A 22,964-nucleotide genomic window follows, 5' to 3' on the forward strand; every position below is an offset into this window, starting at 1 on the left:
ACTGACACCGGCGCAAACCATACGTTCGATTGCATGCAAGGGTAGAATCCAAAGTTTAGACCCGATTGAGAGAAGGACATGGCCCAACCCTACAGTGCGCGCAGCCGCGCCATCGAACCCTTCCATGTCATGGCGCTGCTGGCGCGTGCCAATGAGCTGCAGGCAGCCGGGCATGACGTGATCCACCTCGAGATCGGCGAGCCGGACTTCACCACGGCAGCGCCCATCGTCGCCGCAGGGCAGGCCGCCCTTGCCGAAGGCCACACCCGGTACACAGCCGCCCGCGGTCTGCCTGCACTGCGCCAGGCAATCGCCGGTTTCTATGGCCAGCGCTATGGTCTTGACGTTGACCCGGAGCGCATCCTGATCACGCCAGGTGGCTCCGGTGCGCTGCTGCTGGCCAGCAGCCTGCTGGTCGATCCCGGCAAACATTGGCTGCTGGCCGACCCGGGCTACCCGTGCAATCGCCACTTTCTGCGCTTGGTCGAGGGTGGGGCGCAGTTGGTGCCGGTAGGGCCTGAGGTGAACTATCAGCTCGATGCAGGGCTGGTGCACGCACACTGGAACGCCGATACGGTCGGCGCTCTGGTGGCTTCACCTGCCAACCCGACGGGGACTGTACTGGGGCGTGATGAGCTGGCCAGCCTTGCCCAAGCCACGCGCGCCCGCGCCGGTCATCTGGTTGTGGACGAGATCTACCACGGCCTGACCTATGGCATGGACGCGCCCAGCGTGCTCGAAGTCGACGATTCGGCCTTCGTACTAAATAGCTTTTCCAAATATTTCGGCATGACCGGCTGGCGCCTGGGTTGGTTGGTGGCACCCGAAGATGCCGTGGCTGACCTTGAGAAACTGGCGCAAAACCTCTACATCAGCGCACCTAGCATGGCCCAGCACGCCGCGCTGGCCTGCTTCCAGCCGGAGGCGCTCGGGATCTTCGAGGCGCGTCGTGCGGAATTTGCCAAACGCCGTGACTACCTGCTGCCAGCCCTGCGCAGCCTGGGTTTCAAAATCGCCGTAGAGCCCCAGGGCGCGTTTTACCTGTATGCCGATATCAGCGCCTTCGGGGGGGATGCCTTCGCGTTCTGCCGACATTTCCTGGAAACCGAACACGTGGCGTTTACCCCGGGGCTGGACTTCGGTCGCCACCTGGCCGGCCATCATGTACGTTTCGCCTACACCCAGAGCCTCCCGCGTCTGGAACAAGCGGTCCAGCGTATCGCCCGTGGCCTGCAGAGCTGGCAGGGCTGATGCGTTTTTCTCCTGCCCTTGAACAAGGTCGGCTGCTGCGCCGGTACAAGCGCTTTCTGGCCGACATCGAACTGCCCACTGGCGAGCAACTGACGATTCATTGCCCCAACACCGGCTCCATGCTCAATTGCATGCACGAGGGTGGCCTGGTGTGGTTCAGTCGCTCCAGCGACCCGAAACGCAAGCTGCCAGGCACCTGGGAAATCAGCGAAACCCCACAAGGGAGGCTGGCCTGCGTCAACACCGGGCGCGCCAACCCATTGGTGGAGGAGGCGCTGCGTGCGGGGATCATCACCGAGCTGGCAGGTTTCACTGCACTCAAGCGGGAGGTGGCCTACGGTGAAGAAGGCAGTCGTATCGATTTTCGTCTGGAATTCGACGGTGCACCGGCTTATGTGGAAGTCAAAAGCGTGACCCTGGGTTACGCCGACAGCACCACGGCAGCGTTTCCGGACGCCGTCACCCAGCGCGGTGCCAAGCACCTGCGCGAGCTGGCCAAGCTGGCGCGCCAGGGCATACGGGCGGTTCAGCTGTATTGCGTCAACCTGACGGGTATAGAGGCCGTGCGACCGGCCGATGACATCGACCTGGCCTATGCCCAGGCCCTGAAGGCTGCGGCGGCCGAGGGGGTCGAAGTGCTGGCCTATGGGACCCGGCTGGATGCCGAGGGCATCGTCATTGACCGGCGCCTGCCGGTGATCCTTACGCCTTGAGCCAGATGCCCTGGCTGTCTTCGAGGCAGTCCAGGGCCTGCAACGCCTCGCCTTCGCAAGGCCCGGACACACATTCGCCCGTTTCGATCAGAAACAGCGCACCGTGGTGGCTACAGTGAATAAGGCTGTTGCTGTCGTCCAGAAAACGTTCCTGCGGCCCGTTCAAGGCAATGCCACGGTGCGGGCAGCGGTTGCGGTAGAGATAAACGCTACCTTGGCGGCGAACGCCCAGCAGGAGGACGCCGTCTACGTCGAACGGGCGGCTCTGGCCTTCGGGCAAGCCGTGGGAGGGGCAAAGAAAGTGCATGGCGGGCCTGACTCTGGGTGCGGTGATCGACTTGACGCGTCAATGCGAACAATTATCAAATGGCTGTCATTCGCTGCGCCTGGCTTTGCATGGTGCGCAGTTCTGCCGCCCGCTACAAGGTGTGGGGGCCAAACCGATGAAGGAAATCCAATGATGCGTCGCCTTGCCGCCGTGCTTGTTCTCGCCGCCAGCCCACTGCTCTGCGCCAAGGCCCTGGCAGCCGACCAGCCGAGCCGTTGGGTCAGTGCGGGCGGCGCCTTGAGCGAGTGGGTGGTGGCGTTGGGCGCTGAGCCGCGGCTGGTCGGCGTCGATACCACCAGCCAACATCCAGCCTCATTGAAAGCGCTGCCCAGCATTGGTTATCAGCGCCAGTTGTCCGCTGAAGGCATTCTGAGCCTGCGCCCGGATAGGTTGATAGGTACGGATGAAATGGGCCCAGCGCCGGTGCTGGCGCAAATCACCAGGGCCGGCGTGCCCGTCGAGGTGTTCTCCAGCCAGCCCGATATCGATGCCGTGGGGCAGAACCTCAAGCGCCTGGGCGAGCTGTTGGGGGCCCAGGCACAGGCTGCACGTGCGACCGCAGACTTTCGCCATCAGCTCGACCAGTTGCACGACAAGGTACGCCAGGCACAAGCCGGGCAGCCCGCGCCCGGCGTGGTGTTGCTGGTAGGTCATGCAGGGGCCAGGCCGCTGCTGGCAGGCGCCGGCACGGCAGGGGACTGGGTCTTGAAGCAGGCCGGGGGACGTAACCTTGCAACCCATCAGGGCTACAAGGACTTTTCCAGCGAGGCGCTCGCGGCGTTGGACCCGGATGTCATCGTGTTCTCGGACCGCGTGCTCGCCGATCAAGCCGCCTTGCAGGCCCTGTTGAAAGAAAACCCTGCACTGGCCGCCTCGCGTGCAGTGCGCGATCAGCGTCTGGTTCAGCTCGACCCGACCCTGCTGGTCGGAGGGCTGGGGCCGCGCTTGCCCGCCAGCCTTCAGGTGCTGGCGGCAGCGTTCTATCCTTCGGCCAACATCCGCTTCGCGCCATGAGGCCACGGGTTCGACCGCGCACGTTGTTCATCTGGCTGGGCTTGGCATGCATGCTCGCCATCCTGCTTTCGTTGTCGTTGGGGCCCGTAAGCCTGCCGTTGACCGATACGCTGCAGGCCAGCTTGCGGCTTGTGGGTGTGCCGCTTTCAGCGGAGGGTTTGCAGCAGGCGCAGATGATCATTGGCCAGATCCGCCTACCGCGCACGCTGCTGGGGCTGGCTGTAGGCGCAGTGCTGGCCTTGTCCGGGGTGGCCATGCAGGGGTTGTTTCGCAACCCACTGGCAGACCCTGGGCTGGTGGGCGTGGCGGCCGGTGCGGCGGTTGGGGCGGCAGTCGCGATCGTTGGGGCTCGGTGGCTGGGTAACGTCCCCGAGGGTTTGTCACCGTATCTGTTGTCGCTTTGTGCGTTTCTCGGCGGGCTGGGTGTGACCGCGCTGGTCTACCGGCTGGGCAGGCGCGACGGGCAGACCAATGTGGCTACCATGCTGCTGGCCGGGGTTGCCATGACCGCACTGGGCGGCGCGACCGTGGGGCTTTTCAGCTACCTGGCCGATGACGCCACCCTGCGCACCCTGACGTTCTGGAACCTGGGCAGCCTCAATGGCGCCAGTTACGCGCGGATCTGGCCTCTGCTGCTGGTCGCGACGGGCATCTCGCTCTGGCTGCCTCGCCGGGCGAGGGCGCTCAATGTGTTGATGCTGGGGGAGTCCGAAGCCCGGCATCTGGGTATCGACGTCGAGTGCTTGAAGCGGGAGTTGGTGTTCTGCACGGCATTGGGCGTCGGGGCGGCAGTGGCTGCAGCCGGCTTGATCGGGTTCGTTGGCCTGGTGGTGCCGCACTTGGTGCGACTGCTGGCCGGCCCTGATCATCGGGTGGTATTGCCTGCCTCGTTGTTGGCAGGGGGCGCTTTGTTGCTGATGGCCGATCTGCTAGCGCGACTGCTGTTGGCGCCTGCCGAACTTCCCATCGGTATCGTCACTGCCTTCATTGGCGCACCGTTTTTCCTGTACCTGCTGATCCGAGGACGCGCGTGATGCTGCAAGCCGAAGGCCTCTACCTGCGCCGTGGTAAACAGGACGTTCTGCGAGGTATCGACCTGCAGCTGGCGCCTGGGCAGATCGTCGGTGTGTTGGGCCCTAACGGTGCGGGCAAGAGCAGCCTGCTGGGGGCGCTCAGTGGCGAACTCGTGCCTGCGCAGGGGCGGGTGACGCTGCAAGGGCGTCTGCTGTCGGACTGGGCCGGCCCCGAGCGCGCGCAACGGTTGGCGGTGTTGCCGCAGGTGGCCAGCCTAGGCTTTGCCTTCCAGGTGCAGGACGTCGTGGGCATGGGGCGCATGCCACACGCCACCGGGCGCCAGCGTGACGCGCAGATTGTGGAGGCGGCATTGCAGGCGGCAGACGCGACCCACCTTGCACAACGCAGTTATTTGGCGTTGTCGGGTGGCGAGCGCCAGCGGGTGCACCTGGCACGGGTGATGGCGCAGTTGTGGCCGGGCGAAGAGGGCGTGACGTTGTTGCTCGACGAGCCGACCTCCATGCTCGACCCGCTGCACCAACACACGACCCTGGAGGCGGTGCGTCGTTTCGCGGACCGTGGCGCTGGCGTTTTGCTCATTCTGCATGACCTTAATCTTGCAGCACGGTACTGCGACCGGATCCTGTTACTGGAACAGGGACGCAGTTACGCCCTGGACAGCCCTGCCAGTGTGCTCACCCCAAAGGCGCTGAAGGCTGTCTTCGGAATCGACGTCATCGTGCAGGCGCATCCTGAGCGGGGGCATCCGTTGGTCATCGCCCGCTGAAATAGAAGCAGGATGTGTTCATGAAGCTGTCGGACATTCGCCTGAACAGCCAGGCAAAAAAAGACCCGGCAAATTGCCGGGTCAATAACCGTGATTAGCCTGATGAGGAGATAATCTGAGAGTCCGAACCAAGGGCTCTGAGGTTATCCAACCAGTCTTGCGACCAGTTGTGATAATCATAACGATTCTCATTCATGGGTCAATAGCTTATTGCACTTTATTTTTTGCCTCGCGCTGAGTCGCGGATTCCAGCTGCTCGAGCAGTGCCGCCTTGCGCGCATGCGGCAGCGCTCTCCAGTTCACATCCAGCAGGGCGCCCTCGATGGCGAACAGCAGGACCTTGGTAGCGCGAAAGCCGCGAGCCTTCACCGCCAGGTAGGCCTGGACTGCGCCAAGCCGCCGCAAATCCGACGAGCTATGCACCCCGGCAGCCTTCAGCCACTGGACTGAAGTCTTGCCAAGGTTTTTCAGGCAGTAAAGATCCTCGCTCATCACGCCTCCTTGCGATGGTTGAGGAAAGAGCGGATGCCGTTAGAGGAAGTGTAGCGGGGCAGGACAAGTGCGCGGCCTTTTAACAAGGCCGCAGGTCGAAGGCGCGTTGCTTGAAATGGCGGCTTGCCGTGTCAGGCATCAGAGCCCGGGCAAGCGCTGACGGATTTGCTCGATGACATGGTCCATGCTGCTGCTCGCCTGGGTGTCTACCGGCGTGCTCAACGCGACTTCCTCGGCAGCCAACGGCTCACGGCTTGCCTGCTGGGCCTGAACGACTTCCAAAGTAGCGTCCGACGGGTCCTGGCTCTGCGCCTGGCGTTGCTGCAACCAGCTGCTGATCACGGCATCCGGGGCATGGCAGTCGAGGATCAGGAACGGTACGCCAGTCTGGCTGGCGACGTCGGCGGCAGCCTGGCGCTGTGCATGCTTGAGGTAGGTGGCGTCGAGCACCACCGGCAAGCCTGCCCGCAGCACGGTAGCCGCAATCTGATGAAGGCGCTGGTAAGTGGCAGCACTGGCCTCTTGATCGTAGATGCCTGCGCTCAACTGGCCCGTCGCGTCTTGCGCCTGCTCGCCGAACAGACGTTTGCGTTCCACATCCGAGCGCACGCGCACGGCGCCCAGCGCTTCGACCAGGCGCATGGCTACGTGGCTCTTGCCGACAGCCGAAACCCCATGGGTAATGGCCAGCAGGCGTGAAGGGATGGCGCTGTAGCTTTCTGCGAGATTGGCGTAGTTGCGGTAGGTGCGCAGGGTCGTGGCCTTCTGTACGCCATCGGCGTCGGCAGGCATGCTGAACAGCGCGACCTTGGCACGTACCAGTGCGCGGTAGGCCTTGTAGAAGTTGAGCAATTCCAGCCCTTCATAGTCTCCGGTCAGTTCCAGGTACTGGCTGATGAAACGCCGGGCCAGGCACTTGAGCCCGCGGTCCTCCAGGTCCATGGCCAGGAAGGCGGTGTCGGCATAGACGTCGGTCAGGCGGAAGGGCTCATTGAACTCGATGCAATCGAAGATCACCACCTGGCCATCAATCAGCGTGGCATTGCCCAGGTGAATGTCACCGTGGCATTCGCGAATGAAACCTTCGGCCTTGCGGCGTTCGAGCAGCCCATGCAAACGGTCGAAACTGCTGCGCGCCCAGGCTTGCAGGGCGTCGAGCTGTTGCAGATCGGCCTTGTCGCTCAGAAACGGACGGATCTGTTCGAAGTTCTGTTCCACCGGTGCCATCACGCTCTCGGGCGTACCCAACGGGTGCTCCACGGGCACGCGAGGCGCCTGCAGGTGGAACTCGGCGATCTGGCGGGCCATCTGGTCGACGTGGGCAGCGGTCAGCTCACCGTTGGCCTGGAGCGTGGAGAGCATCTGTCCCTGTGGGAACTGACGCATTTTCAAGGCGAACTCGATTGCCTGGCCCTCTCCACCGATCTGCGGGGCGTCGGCGCTGCCGGTGATCGGCAGCACCTCCAGGTACAGACCGTCGGTCAGGCGTTGATTCAGGCGCAGTTCTTCGTTGCAGAAGTGCTGGCGCTGATCCAGGTGGGTGAAGTCGAGGAAGCCGAAGTTCATCGGCTTCTTGATCTTGTAGGCATACTCACCCGTGAGCAATACCCAGGAGATATGCGTCTCGATAAGGTGGAACCCATCCACGGGGTGGGGGTACAAGGCAGGGTTCTGCAACGCAGTGATGAGGGCTTGGCTCACGGGAAATCCTTCCGGGGGCAGGGAATTCGAATCGGCCATTATGGTCAATGGTGCCGTCCCTGCCTACCGCCGGGCCGCCTGCCCAGCCTCAGTAAAGTGCGTATAATCCGCCGCCATGACTCGATCTCGAAATTCCCGTACCCCTAAAAAACGCCCGACCGGCCGCTCCCGTGCCTGGCTGGGCTGGGCTTTGAAGCTCAGCCTGGTCGGCTTGGTGATCATCGCCGGCTTCGCGGTCTACCTCGATGCCGTCGTGCAGGAAAAGTTTTCCGGCAAGCGCTGGACCATCCCTGCCAAGGTGTATGCCAGGCCGCTGGAGCTGTTCACCGGCCAGAAACTGAGCAAGGATGACTTCCTCACCGAACTCGACGCGCTGGGTTATCGCCGTGAAAGTGCCGCCAACGGGCCAGGCGCGGCAGCGGTGAACGGCAGCACGGTAGACCTCAATACCCGTGGCTTCCAGTTCTATGAGGGCATGGAACCTGCCCAGTTCGTGCGTGTACGGTTTTCCGGTGATTACGTGGCAGGGCTTGCGGGCGCCAATGGCAAGGCCTTGGATGTGGTCCGGCTGGAGCCGCTGATGATCGGCGGCATTTACCCTAAGAACCTCGAGGATCGCATCCTGATCAAGATCGACCAGGTGCCCAAGTACCTGCTCGAAACCCTTGTGGCCACTGAAGACCGCGATTTCTACAGTCACATGGGCGTGTCGCCCAAATCCATCGCGCGGGCCATGTGGGTCAATACCTCGTCCGGATCGATGCGCCAGGGCGGCAGTACCCTGACCCAGCAGTTGGTCAAGAACTTCTACCTCACCAGTGAGCGCAGCCTGAGCCGCAAGCTGACCGAGGCGATGATGGCGGTCTTGCTGGAACTGCATTACGACAAGCGCGAGATCCTGGAGGCCTACCTCAACGAAGTGTTCGTCGGTCAGGACGGCCAGCGTGCCGTGCATGGTTTCGGCCTGGCCAGCCAGTTCTTCTTCAGCCAGCCGTTGTCCGAGCTCAAGCTGCACCAGATCGCATTGTTGGTCGGCATGGTCAAGGGCCCGTCCTACTACAACCCGCGCCGTTACCCGGAACGTGCGTTGGCTAGGCGTAACTTGGTACTGGACCTGGTCGCCGAACAGGGCGTGGCCAGCCAGGCCGAAGTGGATGCGGCGAAGAAGATGCCCCTGGGCGTCACCAAGCGCGGCAGCTTGGCCGACAGCTCGTTCCCGGCCTTCCTGGACCTGGTCAAGCGCCAGCTGCGCCAGGACTACCGCGACGAAGACTTGACCGAAGAGGGGCTGCGAATTTTCACCAGCTTCGACCCGATCCTGCAGATGAAAGCCGAAACCTCGATGAACGAGACGTTCAAGCGCCTGGCCGGGCGCAAGGGCGCCGACGAGGTGGAATCGGCAATGGTCGTGACCAACCCTGAAACCGGCGAGGTGCAGGCCCTGATCGGCAGCCGCCAGTCGGGCTTTGCCGGCTTCAACCGCGCCATCGATGCCGTGCGCCCGATTGGTTCTCTGGTCAAACCGGCGGTGTACCTGACGGCCCTCGAGCAGCCGAGCAAGTACACCCTGACCAGCTGGGTGCAGGACGAACCGTTCTCGGTCAAGGCTGCCAACGGACAGGTGTGGCGCCCGCAAAACTACGACAGGCGTTCGCACGGCACCATCTACCTGTACCAGGGGCTGGCGCATTCGTACAACCTCTCCACCGCCAAGCTTGGCCTGGAAGTAGGTGTGCCGAACGTGATCAAGACCATTGGGCGACTGGGTGTGGATGTGGACTGGCCGGCGTTCCCATCGATGTTGCTGGGTGCAGGCGGGATGTCGCCGATGCAGGTCGCGACCATGTACCAGACCCTGGCCAACGGTGGCTTCAACACGCCGATGCGCGGTATTCGCAGCGTACTGACGGCCGAAGGCGAGCCGCTCAAGCGCTATCCGTTCCAGATCCAGCAGACATTCGACCCTGCGGCCATCTACCTGGTGCAGAACGCCATGCAGCGGGTCATGCGGGAAGGCACCGGGCGCTCGGTGTACAACACCTTGCCGCGTACCCTCACCCTGGCGGGCAAGACCGGTACCAGCAACGATTCGCGTGACAGCTGGTTCTCAGGCTTCAGCCAGGACCTGCTGGCGGTGGTCTGGATGGGGCGCGACGACAACGGTAAAACGCCCTTCACCGGCGCTACCGGCGCGCTGCAGGTGTGGACCAGCTTCATGAAAAAAGCCGACCCACTGCCGCTCGACATGCCCCAGCCCGACAACGTGGTGCAGGCCTGGATTGATCCCTACAGCGGCCAGGGGTCTGACAGCAGCTGTCCGGGGGCCGTGCAGATGCCGTATATTCGCGGGAGTGAACCGCCTGCCGGCGCGACCTGTGGCGGCGAGCAGAATCCAGCTGAATCGGTCATGGACTGGGTCAAGGGCTGGATGAATTAAGCACAGGCTGCATTGAAGAGGTGTGACGTGAACAAGTGGCTGTTTCCTGCCGTGACGGCGCTGGTGGTGCTCCAGGGGTGCTCCAGCGTGCCTCGCGGCAATATACCGGTGGTCGACTCCAGTACCCGCGTGTCCAACAGCGAGCGCGTCACGGCCAAGCGCCAGGCCCCTGGCATCAATGCCGGCACGCCCCAGGCGCAGACCCTGCCGGAAGACTCCGGCGTCACGGTGATGATTCCCCAGGGGGCCGGGGCGTCCGGCATCCAGACGTTCCCTGCCGGCAATGGCGCGGCGCCTATCAGCACGACGCCGATCACTACCGAGCCGGTCAACGCCCAACCGATCACCACTGACCCTAACCCCATTGCCGACGAGCCTTTCGATATTGCGTCGATGAACAGCGCGTCGGCCCCCAAGGCCAGCAGCGCGCCAACCGGTATTCCGCGTAGCGGCGCTGGCGGCGGGTTGTCTGCTGACGAACAGCTCGATGGGCCGGTGCTGGCACTGCTGACCACCGCTCAGACGCAGCAGGGCAGCGGCGATTTCAACGGCGCTGCCTCGAGCCTAGAGCGGGCCCAGCGGATCGCGCCGCGGGAGCCGCAGGTACTCTACCGGTTGGCGCAGGTCAGGCTGTCCCAGGGTGACGCCCCGCAGGCCGAGCAGTTGGCGCGTCGTGCGCTGACCTATGCCAATGGGCGTCCGAGCCTGCAGGCCGAGTTGTGGAACACGATCGCCCAGGCGCGTGAGAAGCAAGGCGACAGTGCCGGGGCAGCGCAGGCACGGCAAAAAGCACGGGTGAGCTCGTGACGGTGCAGCCGCGGGTACTGGCCATCGCCGACCACCTGATGCTGATCGAGCGTGAGTTGCAGGTGCAAGGTTGGTGGGACGACGAGGCGCCTGAGGACGATGCACTGGAGAGCACGGTGCCCTTCGCGGTCGACACCCTGCGTTTCGAGCAGTGGCTGCAGTGGATTTTTCTGCCGCGCATGAAGATCATCATCGAGTTGGGTCACCCATTGCCCAACGCGTCGGGGATCCTCACCATGGCTGAAACCGTGTTCGTGAACCGGCCGGAGCAGAGCCGGGAGCTGCGCCGGCTGTTGGCAGCATTCGACCAATTGATCGCCCCGACCGCCTGATTTATTCCAATTTTCCTTCAAGGGTCGCAGATTGTGGCCCTTTTTTATAGAAATCTTAATTTTTCTGCTGCTTTAGTGATTTTTAGTGGTGCCAGGAATTCATCTTGGCTGAAAATTGGCAATAATTTTTCTTGACTTGTCGCCGCCAAATCACAAGAATCCAACTTCCGCTGTAGTGGGACTGCCAGAAGCAGACCCGCTAAGCAGATCATGAGGCGCACACCCGCGCCGACCTGTTACACCCCGCAACGCGTTACCTCGCGCTGGGTGGGAAACCCCCGCAACACTCTGGGGAGCTCCCAATACTTGCTCAGTCAGTGCTGACGTTCGCTCATGCTCTGCTTGGCAGTAAACCTATTAAGACCCGCCTGTTGGGGCGGTATTCTGGCGTTTTAGAGGTGAACAACGTGGAGCTTTTATCTGGCGCTGAGATGGTCGTCCGCTTCTTGCGCGACGAAGGCGTTAAGCACATCTACGGGTACCCTGGTGGTGCTCTCCTGCACGTCTACGACGCGCTGTTCAAGGAACCGGAAGTCGAGCACATCCTGGTTCGCCACGAACAGGCGGCGACGCACATGGCTGACGGCTACGCCCGCGCTACCGGCAAGGCCGGCGTGGTGCTGGTGACGTCCGGCCCGGGTGCGACCAATGCCATCACGGGCATTGCCACTGCCTACATGGACTCCATTCCGATGGTCATCCTGTCCGGCCAGGTGCCTAGCACCATGGTAGGTACCGATGCCTTCCAGGAAACCGACATGATCGGTATCTCCCGGCCTATCGTGAAGCACAGCTTCATGATCAAGAACCCGACCGAGATTCCGGAAATCCTGAAAAAAGCGTTCTACCTGGCGCAATCCGGCCGCCCAGGTCCGGTAGTGGTCGATATCCCCAAGGACATGACCAACCCGGCCGAAAAATTCGAGTACGTGTACCCCAAGAAGGTCAAGCTGCGCTCTTACAGCCCGGCGGTGCGCGGGCATTCCGGGCAGATTCGCAAGGCAGCAGAAATGTTGCTGGCCGCCAAGCGCCCGATCGTCTACGCCGGCGGCGGCGTGATCCTGGGCGGTGGGTCCGAGTCCCTGACCGAGATCGCCAAGTCGCTGAACCTGCCGGTCACCAATACCCTGATGGGGTTGGGCTGCTTCCCGGGTACCGATCGCCAGTTCCTTGGCATGCTGGGTATGCATGGCAGCTTCACTGCCAACATGGCCATGCACAACGCCGATGTCATCTTCGCCGTCGGTGCGCGTTTCGACGACCGTGTGGTCAACGGCCCGGCCAAGTTCTGCCCGAACGCCAAGATCATCCATATCGACATCGACCCGGCTTCGATCTCCAAGATGATCAAGGCCGACGTACCGATCGTTGGCCCAGTGGACAGCGTGTTGTCCGAGATGATCGGCATTCTCAAGGAAATCGGCGAACAGCCTGAGAAGGCGGCGCTGGATGCCTGGTGGAAGCAGATCGATGAATGGCGTGGCAATGGCGAACTGTTCCCTTATGACAAGGGCGACGGCAATGTCATCAAGCCGCAGAAAGTCATCGAGACGCTGTGCGAAGTCACCAACGGTGATGCCTTCGTGACCTCGGACGTGGGTCAGCACCAGATGTTCGCTGCCCAGTACTACCGCTTCAACAAACCCAACCGCTGGATCAACTCCGGTGGCCTGGGCACGATGGGCTTCGGCTTCCCGGCAGCGATGGGCATCAAGCTCAATTTCCCGGATCAGGACGTTGCCTGTGTAACCGGTGAAGGCAGCATCCAGATGAACATCCAGGAGCTGTCGACCTGCATGCAGTACGGCCTGCCGGTCAAGATCGTCAACATGAACAATGGTGTGCTGGGCATGGTTCGCCAGTGGCAGGACATGGCCTACAACGGCCGTCACTCGCACTCTTATGTCGAGTCGCTGCCTGACTTCATCAAGCTGGCTGAGGCCTATGGCCATGTGGGCATCCGCATCACCAGTCTGAAGGACCTCAAGCCCAAGCTTGAAGAGGCCTTCGCGATGAAGGATCGCCTGGTGTTCATCGACATCGCGGTTGACCGCAGCGAGCATGTCTATCCGATGCAGATCAAGGACGGCTCGATGCGTGACATGTGGCTGAGCAAGACGGAGCGTACCTGATATGCGGCACATCATTTCCCTGCTGCTGGAAAACGAACCGGGTGCCTTGTCCCGTGTGGTCGGCCTGTTCTCCCAGCGCAACTACAACATTGAAAGCCTGACCGTGGCGCCGACCGAAGACCCGACCCTGTCGCGTCTGACGTTGACCACCGTTGGCCATGACGAAGTGATCGAACAGATCACCAAGAACCTGAACAAGCTGGTCGAAGTGGTCAAGCTTGTCGACCTGTCGGAAAGCGCTCATATCGAACGCGAGCTGATGCTGGTCAAGGTCAAGGCCACCGGTGCCCAGCGTGCCGAGATCAAGCGCACCACGGATATCTTCCGTGGCCAGATCGTCGATGTGACTGCCAGCGTGTACACCGTGCAGCTGAGCGGCACCAGCGACAAGCTGGACAGCTTCATCCAGGCCATCGGCACTGCATCGATTCTCGAAACCGTGCGCAGCGGCGTTACCGGCATTGCCCGTGGCGACAAAGTGCTCAGCATCTGAATTCAACAATAAATTAGCGATGGCTCCATTGGGGCCGGGATATAACCAGGGGTATTTCATGAAAGTTTTCTACGATAAAGACTGCGACCTTTCCATCATCCAGGGTAAGAAAGTCGCCATCATCGGCTACGGCTCCCAGGGCCACGCTCAGGCGTGCAACCTGAAAGACTCCGGTGTGGATGTCACTATCGGTCTGCGTAAAGGTTCGGCCACCGTTGCCAAGGCAGAAGCCCACGGCCTGAAAGTGACCGACGTAGCTTCGGCAGTCGCCGCTGCCGACCTGGTCATGATCCTGACCCCGGACGAATTCCAGGGCCAGCTGTACAAGCAGGAAATCGAACCGAACATCAAGAAGGGCGCTACCCTGGCGTTCTCCCATGGCTTCGCGATCCACTACAACCAGGTGGTTCCACGTGCCGATCTCGACGTGATCATGATCGCCCCGAAAGCCCCGGGTCACACCGTGCGCTCCGAGTTCGTCAAAGGTGGCGGTATCCCTGACCTGATCGCTATCTACCAGGATGCTTCGGGCAACGCCAAGAACGTCGCCCTGTCCTACGCCTCGGGTGTAGGCGGTGGCCGTACCGGCATCATCGAAACCACCTTCAAGGACGAGACCGAAACCGACCTGTTCGGCGAGCAGGCTGTGCTGTGTGGCGGTACCGTCGAACTGGTCAAGGCTGGTTTCGAGACCCTGGTCGAAGCCGGCTATGCCCCGGAAATGGCCTACTTCGAGTGCTTGCACGAGCTGAAGCTGATCGTTGACCTCATGTACGAAGGCGGTATCGCCAACATGAACTACTCGATCTCCAACAACGCCGAATACGGCGAGTACGTGACCGGTCCAGAAGTCATCAACGAAGAATCCCGTAAAGCCATGCGCAATGCACTCAAGCGCATCCAGGACGGCGAGTACGCGAAGATGTTCATCTCCGAAGGCGCTACCAACTACCCATCGATGACCGCCAAGCGCCGTAACAACGCCGCGCACGGCATCGAAGTCATCGGCGAGAAGCTGCGTTCGATGATGCCGTGGATCTCGGCCAACAAGATCGTCGACAAGACCAAGAACTAAGGTTTATCGAACGATGAAAAACGCGGCTTAGGCCGCGTTTTTTCGTTCTGGCAGCCAGCTTCTGGTATAAAGCAGACCAGTGGCCCGCCGTCAGAACCTGTTTAGCGGGCCCGTGTCGAACTTTTTCCATCCTGTTGCAAGGTACCCTCCATGAGCGAACGTCCCGAAGAGCCGAACAAGCCCTCCGACGCCGAAAGCCTGCTACCTGTCGATGAGCACATTGAAGAGGGGCATGACGACGAAGGGCGCAAGGTGCGTCATCGCGGCATTTATCTGCTGCCCAACCTGTTCACTACCGCGAACCTGTTCGCTGGTTTCTATTCCATCATCAGTTCGATGAACGCACAGAGTGCCCTGAGCGCTGGCGACCCGCGCGAAGCGAGCAAGTATTTTGCCTTTGCTGCCATTGCCATCTTCGTGGCCATGGTGCTCGATGGCCTCGATGGCCGGGTAGCGCGCATGACCAATACCCAGAGCGCCTTCGGCGCCGAGTACGATTCGCTGTCGGACATGGTCGCCTTCGGCGTGGCCCCCGCGCTGCTGGCCTTTGGCTGGGCGCTGGGTGACATGGGCAAGGTCGGCTGGATGGTGGCCTTCATTTATGTGGCCGGTGCTGCGCTTCGTCTGGCGCGTTTCAATACACAGGTGGGCACCGCCGACAAACGCTACTTCATCGGCCTGGCCAGCCCGGCTGCAGCCGGCGTGGTGGCCGGTACGGTATGGGCGTTCAGCGACTATGGCATCCAGGGCTCGAAGCTCTCGTTCCTGGTGGCGCTTCTGGTGGCGGCTGCGGGCATGCTGATGGTCAGCAACATCAAGTACAACAGCTTCAAGGAACTTGACCTCAAGGGGCGCGTGCCTTTCGTGGCGATCCTTGCCGTGGTGCTGGTGTTCGCAGTGGTCTTCAGCGATCCTCCGCGCATTCTGCTGCTGGCCTTCCTGGCCTATGCGGCTTCCGGCCCTATCCAGTTCCTGCTGCGCTCGCGTCGTCGCAAAGGGTGACAATCCCTTAATTGTGGAATAACCCTCCGGTTCCATAGTCTTACTGGTACATCCGTTACCCAGTGCTATGGAGCCGCTCATGCTTATCAAGCTTCCCAGGTCAGGCGAATGCAAGGCGTCGGAGATCACCCCTGAAGGCCTCTATCTCTCACGCCGCACCCTGATGGGTGGCTCGCTCGCGGGTTTGGCACTGGGTACGTTGCCGGGCAACGTTCTGGCCGGCGAGCCGTCTCGCTACCCTGACGTACAGGCTGGCAAGGCGCCTGCCTGGTTTGCCGAAAAGCTGCCTGGTACCCGTTGGCAGGCGGTGACGGTCCAAAACGAAGCCGTGACCCCCTTCAAGGATGCCACCCACTACAACAACTTCTATGAGTTCGGGCCCGACAAGGGCGACCCGGCTGCGAACGCAGGCAGCCTTAAGACCGAACCCTGGAGCGTTGTCATTGATGGGGAAGTGGGTAAACCCGGTCGCTATGCACTGGAGGACTTCGTCAAACCCTACCAACTCGAAGAGCGTGTCTATCGACTTCGCTGCGTGGAAGCGTGGTCGATGGTCATTCCGTGGCTGGGCTTCCCATTGGCACACGTGCTCAAGCAGGTCGAACCCACCTCCAAGGCCCGTTACGTCCGTTTCGAAACCCTCGAGGATCCCAAGAGCATGCCTGGCCAGCGTTCTGGCTTTGCACTGATCGATTGGCCTTATGAAGAGGGGCTGCGCCTGGACGAGGCGATGCATCCGCTGGCCATCCTGGCAGTCGGTATGTATGGCCGGGAGCTGCCGAACCAGAACGGAGCCCCGCTCAGGTTGGTCGTGCCCTGGAAGTATGGCTTCAAAAGCATCAAGTCGATCGTGCGCATCAGCCTTGTTGCAGAGCAACCGAAAACCACTTGGCAGGGGTTGGCTCCGGATGAGTATGGCTTCTATGCCAACGTGAACCCGACCGTCGACCACCCGCGCTGGAGCCAGGCTCGTGAACGCAGGTTGCCTAGCGGGCTGTTCAGTCCCAATGTGCGAGAGACACAGATGTTCAACGGCTATGCCGATGAGGTGGCGTCGCTGTATGACGGGCTGGATCTGCGGAAGAACTACTGATGAGATATCCCTGGTTTCGTCTAGGTATATTCATGGCAGGCTGCGTATTTCCGGCCTGGTGGCTGTATGAGGCATCGGCCAGCCTGTTGGGCCCTGATCCGGGCAAGGTGTTGATGGACCGGTTGGGGTTGGGCGCCTTGGTGTTTCTGTTAATCAGCCTGTGCATGACGCCATTGCAGCGGGTTACCGGTTGGCCGGGCTGGATCGTGGTGCGACGTCAGCTCGGGCTGTGGGTGTTTGCCTACATAGTGTTGCATGTGCTGGCGTACCTGTTCTTCATCCTGGGGTTGGACTGGGGACAGTTGACGGTAGAACTGCGCAAGCGACCGTACATCATCGTGGGTGCCCTTGGTTTGCTGGGTTTGCTGGTGTTGGCGGTCACGTCCAATCGCTACAGCCAGCGCCGCCTGGGCGCGCGGTGGAAGAAGCTGCATAGGCTGGTCTACGCAGTACTGGGCCTGGGGCTGCTGCATTTTCTGTGGATCGTACGCTCTGACCTGCGGGAGTGGGCTGTCTATGCCTTTATTGGGATGTTGTTGATGGTGCTGAGGATACCGGCTGTTGCGCGTTCGCTTGCGCGCGTGAACCGCAGCAAGGGGAGGGCGGTTCGAGGTGGCCTTGGAAGGTGACAGGCACTTATCTCACGATTTCTGAAATTAATGGTTGACGCGGTTTCGAATCCCCTTATAATGCGCCCCACTTCCAGCGACATCGGAACGCGAAACTCCTTGAGATTCAATGAGTTAGCTTGTTCGGGTGGCGCTGTAAAGGCTACGATCGAACAGATCGACAGCGGTTGAGAAGAAGGTTGACAGCGTGTTGAAACGCTGTAGAATTCGCCTCCCGCTACGAGAGATCGAAGCGAGTCAAGTGTTTGAAGTTGAACGAGTTTCTCGAAATAAACTTCAAAATAAACGCTTGACAGGCAATGAGGAGAGCGTAGAATGCGCGCCTCGGTTGAGACGAAACACTCTCAGCCAAACGCTCTTTAACAAATCGAATCAAGCAATTCGTGTGGGTGCTTGTGAGTACGGACTGATAGTCAGAAAGATTATCAGCATCACAAGTGACCATGCGAGAAATCACATAGTCATTTGAGATTGCTGAGCCAAGTTTAGGGTTTCTTAAAAACCCAAGCAGTATTGAACTGAAGAGTTTGATCATGGCTCAGATTGAACGCTGGCGGCAGGCCTAACACATGCAAGTCGAGCGGATGACGGGAGCTTGCTCCTTGATTCAGCGGCGGACGGGTGAGTAATGCCTAGGAATCTGCCTGGTAGTGGGGGACAACGTTTCGAAAGGAACGCTAATACCGCATACGTCCTACGGGAGAAAGCAGGGGACCTTCGGGCCTTGCGCTATCAGATGAGCCTAGGTCGGATTAGCTTGTTGGTGAGGTAATGGCTCACCAAGGCGACGATCCGTAACTGGTCTGAGAGGATGATCAGTCACACTGGAACTGAGACACGGTCCAGACTCCTACGGGAGGCAGCAGTGGGGAATATTGGACAATGGGCGAAAGCCTGATCCAGCCATGCCGCGTGTGTGAAGAAGGTCTTCGGATTGTAAAGCACTTTAAGTTGGGAGGAAGGGTTGTAGATTAATACTCTGCAATTTTGACGTTACCGACAGAATAAGCACCGGCTAACTCTGTGCCAGCAGCCGCGGTAATACAGAGGGTGCAAGCGTTAATCGGAATTACTGGGCGTAAAGCGCGCGTAGGTGGTTTGTTAAGTTGGATGTGAAAGCCCCGGGCTCAACCTGGGAACTGCATCCAAAACTGGCAAGCTAGAGTACGGTAGAGGGTGGTGGAATTTCCTGTGTAGCGGTGAAATGCGTAGATATAGGAAGGAACACCAGTGGCGAAGGCGACCACCTGGACTGATACTGACACTGAGGTGCGAAAGCGTGGGGAGCAAACAGGATTAGATACCCTGGTAGTCCACGCCGTAAACGATGTCAACTAGCCGTTGGAATCCTTGAGATTTTAGTGGCGCAGCTAACGCATTAAGTTGACCGCCTGGGGAGTACGGCCGCAAGGTTAAAACTCAAATGAATTGACGGGGGCCCGCACAAGCGGTGGAGCATGTGGTTTAATTCGAAGCAACGCGAAGAACCTTACCAGGCCTTGACATGCAGAGAACTTTCCAGAGATGGATTGGTGCCTTCGGGAACTCTGACACAGGTGCTGCATGGCTGTCGTCAGCTCGTGTCGTGAGATGTTGGGTTAAGTCCCGTAACGAGCGCAACCCTTGTCCTTAGTTACCAGCACGTTATGGTGGGCACTCTAAGGAGACTGCCGGTGACAAACCGGAGGAAGGTGGGGATGACGTCAAGTCATCATGGCCCTTACGGCCTGGGCTACACACGTGCTACAATGGTCGGTACAGAGGGTTGCCAAGCCGCGAGGTGGAGCTAATCTCACAAAACCGATCGTAGTCCGGATCGCAGTCTGCAACTCGACTGCGTGAAGTCGGAATCGCTAGTAATCGCGAATCAGAATGTCGCGGTGAATACGTTCCCGGGCCTTGTACACACCGCCCGTCACACCATGGGAGTGGGTTGCACCAGAAGTAGCTAGTCTAACCTTCGGGAGGACGGTTACCACGGTGTGATTCATGACTGGGGTGAAGTCGTAACAAGGTAGCCGTAGGGGAACCTGCGGCTGGATCACCTCCTTAATCGACGACATCAGCCTGCTGATGAGCTCCCACACGAATTGCTTGATTCATTTGCTGATGAGAAATCAGAAATGAACATTCCGGTGTGAATGTTGATTTCTGACTTTTGTCAGATCGTTCTTTAAAAATTCGGATATGTGATAGAAATAGACTGAAGACCAGTTTCACTGCTGGAATTCAGGCTAAGGTAAAATTTGTGAGTTCTGCTCGTAAGAGCGACGTGCGAATTTTCGGCGAATGTCGTCTTCACAGTATAACCAGATTGCTTGGGGTTATATGGTCAAGTGAAGAAGCGCATACGGTGGATGCCTTGGCAGTCAGAGGCGATGAAAGACGTGGTAGCCTGCGAAAAGCTTTGGGGAGTCGGCAAACAGACTGTGATCCAGAGATCTCTGAATGGGGGAACCCAGCCAGCACAAGCTGGTTATCTTGTACTGAATACATAGGTGCAAGAGGCGAACCAGGGGAACTGAAACATCTAAGTACCCTGAGGAAAAGAAATCAACCGAGATTCCCTTAGTAGTGGCGAGCGAACGGGGACCAGCCCTTAAGTTGATTTGAGATTAGTGGAACGCTCTGGAAAGTGCGGCCATAGTGGGTGATAGCCCCGTACACGAAAATCTCTTGTCAATGAAATCGAGTAGGACGGAGCACGAGAAACTTTGTCTGAATATGGGGGGACCATCCTCCAAGGCTAAATACTACTGACTGACCGATAGTGAACCAGTACCGTGAGGGAAAGGCGAAAAGAACCCCGGAGAGGGGAGTGAAATAGAACCTGAAACCGTATGCGTACAAGCAGTGGGAGCCTACTTTGTTAGGTGACTGCGTACCTTTTGTATAATGGGTCAGCGACTTATATTCAGTGGCGAGCTTAACCGAATAGGGGAGGCGTAGCGAAAGCGAGTCTTAATAGGGCGTTTAGTCGCTGGGTATAGACCCGAAACCGGGCGATCTATCCATGGGCAGGTTGAAGGTTAGGTAACACTGACTGGAGGACCGAACCGACTACCGTTGAAAAGTTAGCGGATGACCTGTGGATCGGAGTGAAAGGCTAATCAAGCTCGGAGATAGCTGGTTCTCCTCGAAAGCTATTTAGGTAGCGCCTCATGTATCACTGTAGGGGGTAGAGCACTGTTTCGGCTAGGGGGTCATCCCGACTTACCAAACCGATGCAAACTCCGAATACCTACAAGTGCCGAGCATGGGAGACACACGGCGGGTGCTAACGTCCGTCGTGAAAAGGGAAACAACCCAGACCGTCAGCTAAGGTCCCAAAGTCATGGTTAAGTGGGAAACGATGTGGGAAGGCTTAGACAGCTAGGAGGTTGGCTTAGAAGCAGCCACCCTTTAAAGAAAGCGTAATAGCTCACTAGTCGAGTCGGCCTGCGCGGAAGATGTAACGGGGCTCAAACCATGCACCGAAGCTACGGGTATCATCTTATGATGATGCGGTAGAGGAGCGTTCTGTAAGCCTGTGAAGGTGAGTTGAGAAGCTTGCTGGAGGTATCAGAAGTGCGAATGCTGACATGAGTAACGACAATGCGAGTGAAAAACTCGCACGCCGAAAGACCAAGGTTTCCTGCGCAACGTTAATCGACGCAGGGTTAGTCGGTCCCTAAGGCGAGGCTGAAAAGCGTAGTCGATGGAAAACAGGTTAATATTCCTGTACTTCCAGTTATTGCGATGGAGGGACGGAGAAGGTTAGGCCAGCCTGGCGTTGGTTGTCCAGGTTTAAGGTGGTAGGCTGAAATCTTAGGCAAATCCGGGATTTCAAGGCCGAGAGCTGATGACGAGTTGCCTTTAGGCGATGAAGTGGTTGATACCATGCTTCCAAGAAAAGCTCCTAAGCTTCAGATAACTGGGAACCGTACCCCAAACCGACACAGGTGGTTAGGTAGAGAATACCAAGGCGCTTGAGAGAACTCGGGTGAAGGAACTAGGCAAAATGGCACCGTAACTTCGGGAGAAGGTGCGCCGGCGAAGGTGAAGGGCTTGCCCCGTAAGCTTTTGCTGGTCGAAGATACCAGGCCGCTGCGACTGTTTATTAAAAACACAGCACTCTGCAAACACGAAAGTGGACGTATAGGGTGTGACGCCTGCCCGGTGCCGGAAGGTTAATTGATGGGGTTAGCGCAAGCGAAGCTCTTGATCGAAGCCCCGGTAAACGGCGGCCGTAACTATAACGGTCCTAAGGTAGCGAAATTCCTTGTCGGGTAAGTTCCGACCTGCACGAATGGCGTAACGATGGCGGCGCTGTCTCCACCCGAGACTCAGTGAAATTGAAATCGCTGTGAAGATGCAGTGTATCCGCGGCTAGACGGAAAGACCCCGTGAACCTTTACTATAGCTTTGCACTGGACTTTGAATTTGCTTGTGTAGGATAGGTGGGAGGCTTTGAAGTGGGGACGCCAGTTCTCATGGAGCCATCCTTGAAATACCACCCTGGCAACTTTGAGGTTCTAACTCAGGTCCGTTATCCGGATCGAGGACAGTGTATGGTGGGTAGTTTGACTGGGGCGGTCTCCTCCCAAAGAGTAACGGAGGAGTACGAAGGTGCGCTCAGACCGGTCGGAAATCGGTCGTAGAGTATAAAGGCAAAAGCGCGCTTGACTGCGAGACACACACGTCGAGCAGGTACGAAAGTAGGTCTTAGTGATCCGGTGGTTCTGTATGGAAGGGCCATCGCTCAACGGATAAAAGGTACTCCGGGGATAACAGGCTGATACCGCCCAAGAGTTCATATCGACGGCGGTGTTTGGCACCTCGATGTCGGCTCATCACATCCTGGGGCTGAAGCCGGTCCCAAGGGTATGGCTGTTCGCCATTTAAAGTGGTACGCGAGCTGGGTTTAGAACGTCGTGAGACAGTTCGGTCCCTATCTGCCGTGGACGTTTGAGATTTGAGAGGGGCTGCTCCTAGTACGAGAGGACCGGAGTGGACGAACCTCTGGTGTTCCGGTTGTCACGCCAGTGGCATTGCCGGGTAGCTATGTTCGGAAGAGATAACCGCTGAAAGCATCTAAGCGGGAAACTTGCCTCAAGATGAGATCTCACTGGGATCTTGAATCCCCTAAAGGGCCGTCGAAGACTACGACGTTGATAGGTTGGGTGTGTAAGCGCTGTGAGGCGTTGAGCTAACCAATACTAATTGCCCGTGAGGCTTGACCATATAACACCCAAGCAATTTGCTTCTGCAGATTGCGGTGGTGAAGATGACATGAACCGAAAGTTCGCAACGCATCGCAAACATCACATATCCGGATTCGCTGGGCTGTCCAACAAGACATTCTGGCTACAGAATTTCTTGACGACCATAGAGCATTGGAACCACCTGATCCCATCCCGAACTCAGTAGTGAAACGATGCATCGCCGATGGTAGTGTGGGGTTTCCCCATGTGAGAGTAGGTCATCGTCAAGATTCATTTCGCAAAACCCCTATCTGCGCATGCAGGTAGGGGTTTTGTCTTTGGGCTGAAAAACTTACGTATCAGCGTCGGTGTCGTCAAACGAGCAACCGCCATTGAGCAGCAGGTGTGAGCACGCGACTGCTATGCCTTGGAGCATTAAATACCCCGCATCAACGCTTCCACACCTTGCTACGGCCCCGCC

18 protein-coding genes and 3 rRNA genes are annotated in these 22,964 nt (G+C 59.1%); 18 read left to right on the forward strand and 3 right to left on the reverse strand.

What is annotated here, in order from left to right; all coding sequences use genetic code 11:
- Positions 1-78 precede the first annotated feature (78 nt).
- Together B2J77_RS03395 and sfsA are read left to right on the forward strand one after the other, a co-directional pair.
- The gene (locus B2J77_RS03395; RefSeq protein ID WP_058639183.1) at positions 79-1,251 is read left to right on the forward strand and encodes a pyridoxal phosphate-dependent aminotransferase; all 1,173 of its coding nucleotides are present in this window, start codon (positions 79-81) and stop codon (positions 1,249-1,251) included.
- Complete coding sequence (gene sfsA / locus B2J77_RS03400; protein WP_058639182.1) at positions 1,251-1,964, forward strand: DNA/RNA nuclease SfsA; 714 nt, start codon at positions 1,251-1,253, stop codon at positions 1,962-1,964. Before B2J77_RS03395 ends, sfsA begins: the two co-directional genes overlap by 1 nt.
- Here the strand turns inward: sfsA and B2J77_RS03405 are convergent.
- Positions 1,954-2,271: a Rieske (2Fe-2S) protein gene (locus tag B2J77_RS03405; RefSeq protein ID WP_058604741.1), complete on the reverse strand. Its 318-nt coding sequence runs from the start codon at positions 2,269-2,271 to the stop codon at positions 1,954-1,956. The two genes, sfsA and B2J77_RS03405, sit on opposite strands and share 11 nt — an antisense overlap.
- On the opposite strand from B2J77_RS03405, the gene B2J77_RS21260 reads away from it, so the two are divergent.
- The 4 genes from B2J77_RS21260 to B2J77_RS03420 are packed head-to-tail and all read left to right on the forward strand — an operon-like array spanning position 2,270 to position 5,107.
- Positions 2,270-2,425 (forward strand): hypothetical protein, encoded by a 156-nt coding sequence (locus B2J77_RS21260; protein WP_153302481.1) that lies wholly within the window; start codon positions 2,270-2,272, stop codon positions 2,423-2,425. The genes B2J77_RS03405 and B2J77_RS21260 overlap by 2 nt on opposite strands.
- Positions 2,422-3,306: a heme/hemin ABC transporter substrate-binding protein gene (locus B2J77_RS03410; protein WP_058639180.1), complete on the forward strand. Its 885-nt coding sequence runs from the start codon at positions 2,422-2,424 to the stop codon at positions 3,304-3,306. Before B2J77_RS21260 ends, B2J77_RS03410 begins: the two co-directional genes overlap by 4 nt.
- Before the next feature lie 50 nt (positions 3,307-3,356).
- Positions 3,357-4,340 carry a FecCD family ABC transporter permease gene (locus B2J77_RS03415; protein ID WP_194286093.1) on the forward strand — a complete coding sequence of 328 codons (984 nt, stop codon included), beginning with the start codon at positions 3,357-3,359 and terminating at the stop codon, positions 4,338-4,340.
- Entirely contained in the window at positions 4,340-5,107 is a 768-nt protein-coding gene (locus B2J77_RS03420) for a heme ABC transporter ATP-binding protein (RefSeq protein WP_058604738.1), read from the forward strand. The genes B2J77_RS03415 and B2J77_RS03420 overlap by 1 nt, the downstream gene beginning before the upstream one ends.
- 207 nt (positions 5,108-5,314) lie before the next feature.
- Here the strand turns inward: B2J77_RS03420 and B2J77_RS03425 are convergent, their stop codons facing one another.
- Positions 5,315-5,599: a TfoX/Sxy family protein gene (locus B2J77_RS03425; protein WP_058639177.1), complete on the reverse strand. Its 285-nt coding sequence runs from the start codon at positions 5,597-5,599 to the stop codon at positions 5,315-5,317.
- A 138-nt stretch (positions 5,600-5,737) separates the two neighbouring features.
- A complete protein-coding gene (locus B2J77_RS03430; protein WP_058639176.1) occupies positions 5,738-7,300 on the reverse strand; it encodes an AAA family ATPase in 1,563 nt (520 codons plus the stop codon).
- 115 nt (positions 7,301-7,415) lie between these two features.
- Here B2J77_RS03430 and mrcB point away from each other — a divergent pair, with 115 nt between their 5' ends.
- The 12 genes from mrcB to rrf all read left to right on the forward strand — a co-directional run bounded on the left by mrcB (position 7,416) and on the right by rrf (position 22,773).
- Entirely contained in the window at positions 7,416-9,737 is a 2,322-nt protein-coding gene (gene mrcB, locus B2J77_RS03435) for a penicillin-binding protein 1B (RefSeq protein ID WP_078477990.1), read from the forward strand.
- A 27-nt stretch (positions 9,738-9,764) separates the two neighbouring features.
- Positions 9,765-10,544: a tetratricopeptide repeat protein gene (locus B2J77_RS03440; protein ID WP_078477991.1), complete on the forward strand. Its 780-nt coding sequence runs from the start codon at positions 9,765-9,767 to the stop codon at positions 10,542-10,544.
- A gap of 2 nt (positions 10,545-10,546) precedes the next feature.
- Positions 10,547-10,876: a YqcC family protein gene (locus B2J77_RS03445; RefSeq protein WP_372239202.1), complete on the forward strand. Its 330-nt coding sequence runs from the start codon at positions 10,547-10,549 to the stop codon at positions 10,874-10,876.
- A 407-nt stretch (positions 10,877-11,283) separates the two neighbouring features.
- On the forward strand, positions 11,284-13,008 hold the full coding sequence (locus tag B2J77_RS03450; protein ID WP_058639204.1) for an acetolactate synthase 3 large subunit: 1,725 nt from the start codon (positions 11,284-11,286) through the stop codon (positions 13,006-13,008).
- Between the two features lies 1 nt (position 13,009).
- Positions 13,010-13,501: an acetolactate synthase small subunit gene (gene ilvN, locus B2J77_RS03455; RefSeq protein ID WP_003250040.1), complete on the forward strand. Its 492-nt coding sequence runs from the start codon at positions 13,010-13,012 to the stop codon at positions 13,499-13,501.
- A 58-nt stretch (positions 13,502-13,559) separates the two neighbouring features.
- The gene (gene ilvC / locus B2J77_RS03460) at positions 13,560-14,576 is read left to right on the forward strand and encodes a ketol-acid reductoisomerase (RefSeq protein WP_058604733.1); all 1,017 of its coding nucleotides are present in this window, start codon (positions 13,560-13,562) and stop codon (positions 14,574-14,576) included.
- A 150-nt stretch (positions 14,577-14,726) separates the two neighbouring features.
- The gene (pssA, locus tag B2J77_RS03465; protein WP_023533151.1) at positions 14,727-15,578 is read left to right on the forward strand and encodes a CDP-diacylglycerol--serine O-phosphatidyltransferase; all 852 of its coding nucleotides are present in this window, start codon (positions 14,727-14,729) and stop codon (positions 15,576-15,578) included.
- A gap of 79 nt (positions 15,579-15,657) precedes the next feature.
- On the forward strand, positions 15,658-16,671 hold the full coding sequence (gene msrP / locus B2J77_RS03470; RefSeq protein WP_058639174.1) for a protein-methionine-sulfoxide reductase catalytic subunit MsrP: 1,014 nt from the start codon (positions 15,658-15,660) through the stop codon (positions 16,669-16,671).
- A complete protein-coding gene (gene msrQ / locus B2J77_RS03475) occupies positions 16,671-17,300 on the forward strand; it encodes a protein-methionine-sulfoxide reductase heme-binding subunit MsrQ (protein ID WP_058639173.1) in 630 nt (209 codons plus the stop codon). The genes msrP and msrQ overlap by 1 nt, the downstream gene beginning before the upstream one ends.
- Positions 17,301-17,815: 515 nt before the next feature.
- Positions 17,816-19,352: ribosomal RNA gene (locus tag B2J77_RS03480) — 16S ribosomal RNA — on the forward strand.
- A 278-nt stretch (positions 19,353-19,630) separates the two neighbouring features.
- A 23S ribosomal RNA gene (locus B2J77_RS03485) occupies positions 19,631-22,523 on the forward strand.
- A 134-nt stretch (positions 22,524-22,657) separates the two neighbouring features.
- Positions 22,658-22,773, forward strand: a 5S ribosomal RNA gene (rrf, locus tag B2J77_RS03490).
- Together the 16S, 23S and 5S rRNA genes form the textbook arrangement of a ribosomal RNA operon.
- Positions 22,774-22,964 lie beyond the last annotated feature (191 nt).

The sequence above is a fragment of the Pseudomonas parafulva genome (assembly GCF_002021815.1).
GTDB classification, from domain to species: Bacteria; Pseudomonadota; Gammaproteobacteria; order Pseudomonadales; family Pseudomonadaceae; genus Aquipseudomonas; species Aquipseudomonas parafulva_B.

Bases quoted from the DNA above. Each gene is read 5' to 3' on its own strand.
- B2J77_RS21260 (WP_153302481.1), top strand. From the start codon at position 2,270: ATGGCGGGCCTGACTCTGGGTGCGGTGATCGACTTGACGCGTCAATGC.
- msrQ (WP_058639173.1), top strand. From the start codon at position 16,671: ATGAGATATCCCTGGTTTCGTCTAGGTATATTCATGGCAGGCTGCGTA.
- ilvN (WP_003250040.1), top strand. From the start codon at position 13,010: ATGCGGCACATCATTTCCCTGCTGCTGGAAAACGAACCGGGTGCCTTG.
- mrcB (WP_078477990.1), top strand. From the start codon at position 7,416: ATGACTCGATCTCGAAATTCCCGTACCCCTAAAAAACGCCCGACCGGC.
- B2J77_RS03395 (WP_058639183.1), top strand. From the start codon at position 79: ATGGCCCAACCCTACAGTGCGCGCAGCCGCGCCATCGAACCCTTCCAT.
- B2J77_RS03410 (WP_058639180.1), top strand. From the start codon at position 2,422: ATGATGCGTCGCCTTGCCGCCGTGCTTGTTCTCGCCGCCAGCCCACTG.
- B2J77_RS03420 (WP_058604738.1), top strand. From the start codon at position 4,340: ATGCTGCAAGCCGAAGGCCTCTACCTGCGCCGTGGTAAACAGGACGTT.
- B2J77_RS03405 (WP_058604741.1), bottom strand. From the start codon at position 2,271: ATGCACTTTCTTTGCCCCTCCCACGGCTTGCCCGAAGGCCAGAGCCGC.
- B2J77_RS03425 (WP_058639177.1), bottom strand. From the start codon at position 5,599: ATGAGCGAGGATCTTTACTGCCTGAAAAACCTTGGCAAGACTTCAGTC.
- msrP (WP_058639174.1), top strand. From the start codon at position 15,658: ATGCTTATCAAGCTTCCCAGGTCAGGCGAATGCAAGGCGTCGGAGATC.
- ilvC (WP_058604733.1), top strand. From the start codon at position 13,560: ATGAAAGTTTTCTACGATAAAGACTGCGACCTTTCCATCATCCAGGGT.
- sfsA (WP_058639182.1), top strand. From the start codon at position 1,251: ATGCGTTTTTCTCCTGCCCTTGAACAAGGTCGGCTGCTGCGCCGGTAC.
- B2J77_RS03415 (WP_194286093.1), top strand. From the start codon at position 3,357: ATGCTCGCCATCCTGCTTTCGTTGTCGTTGGGGCCCGTAAGCCTGCCG.
- pssA (WP_023533151.1), top strand. From the start codon at position 14,727: ATGAGCGAACGTCCCGAAGAGCCGAACAAGCCCTCCGACGCCGAAAGC.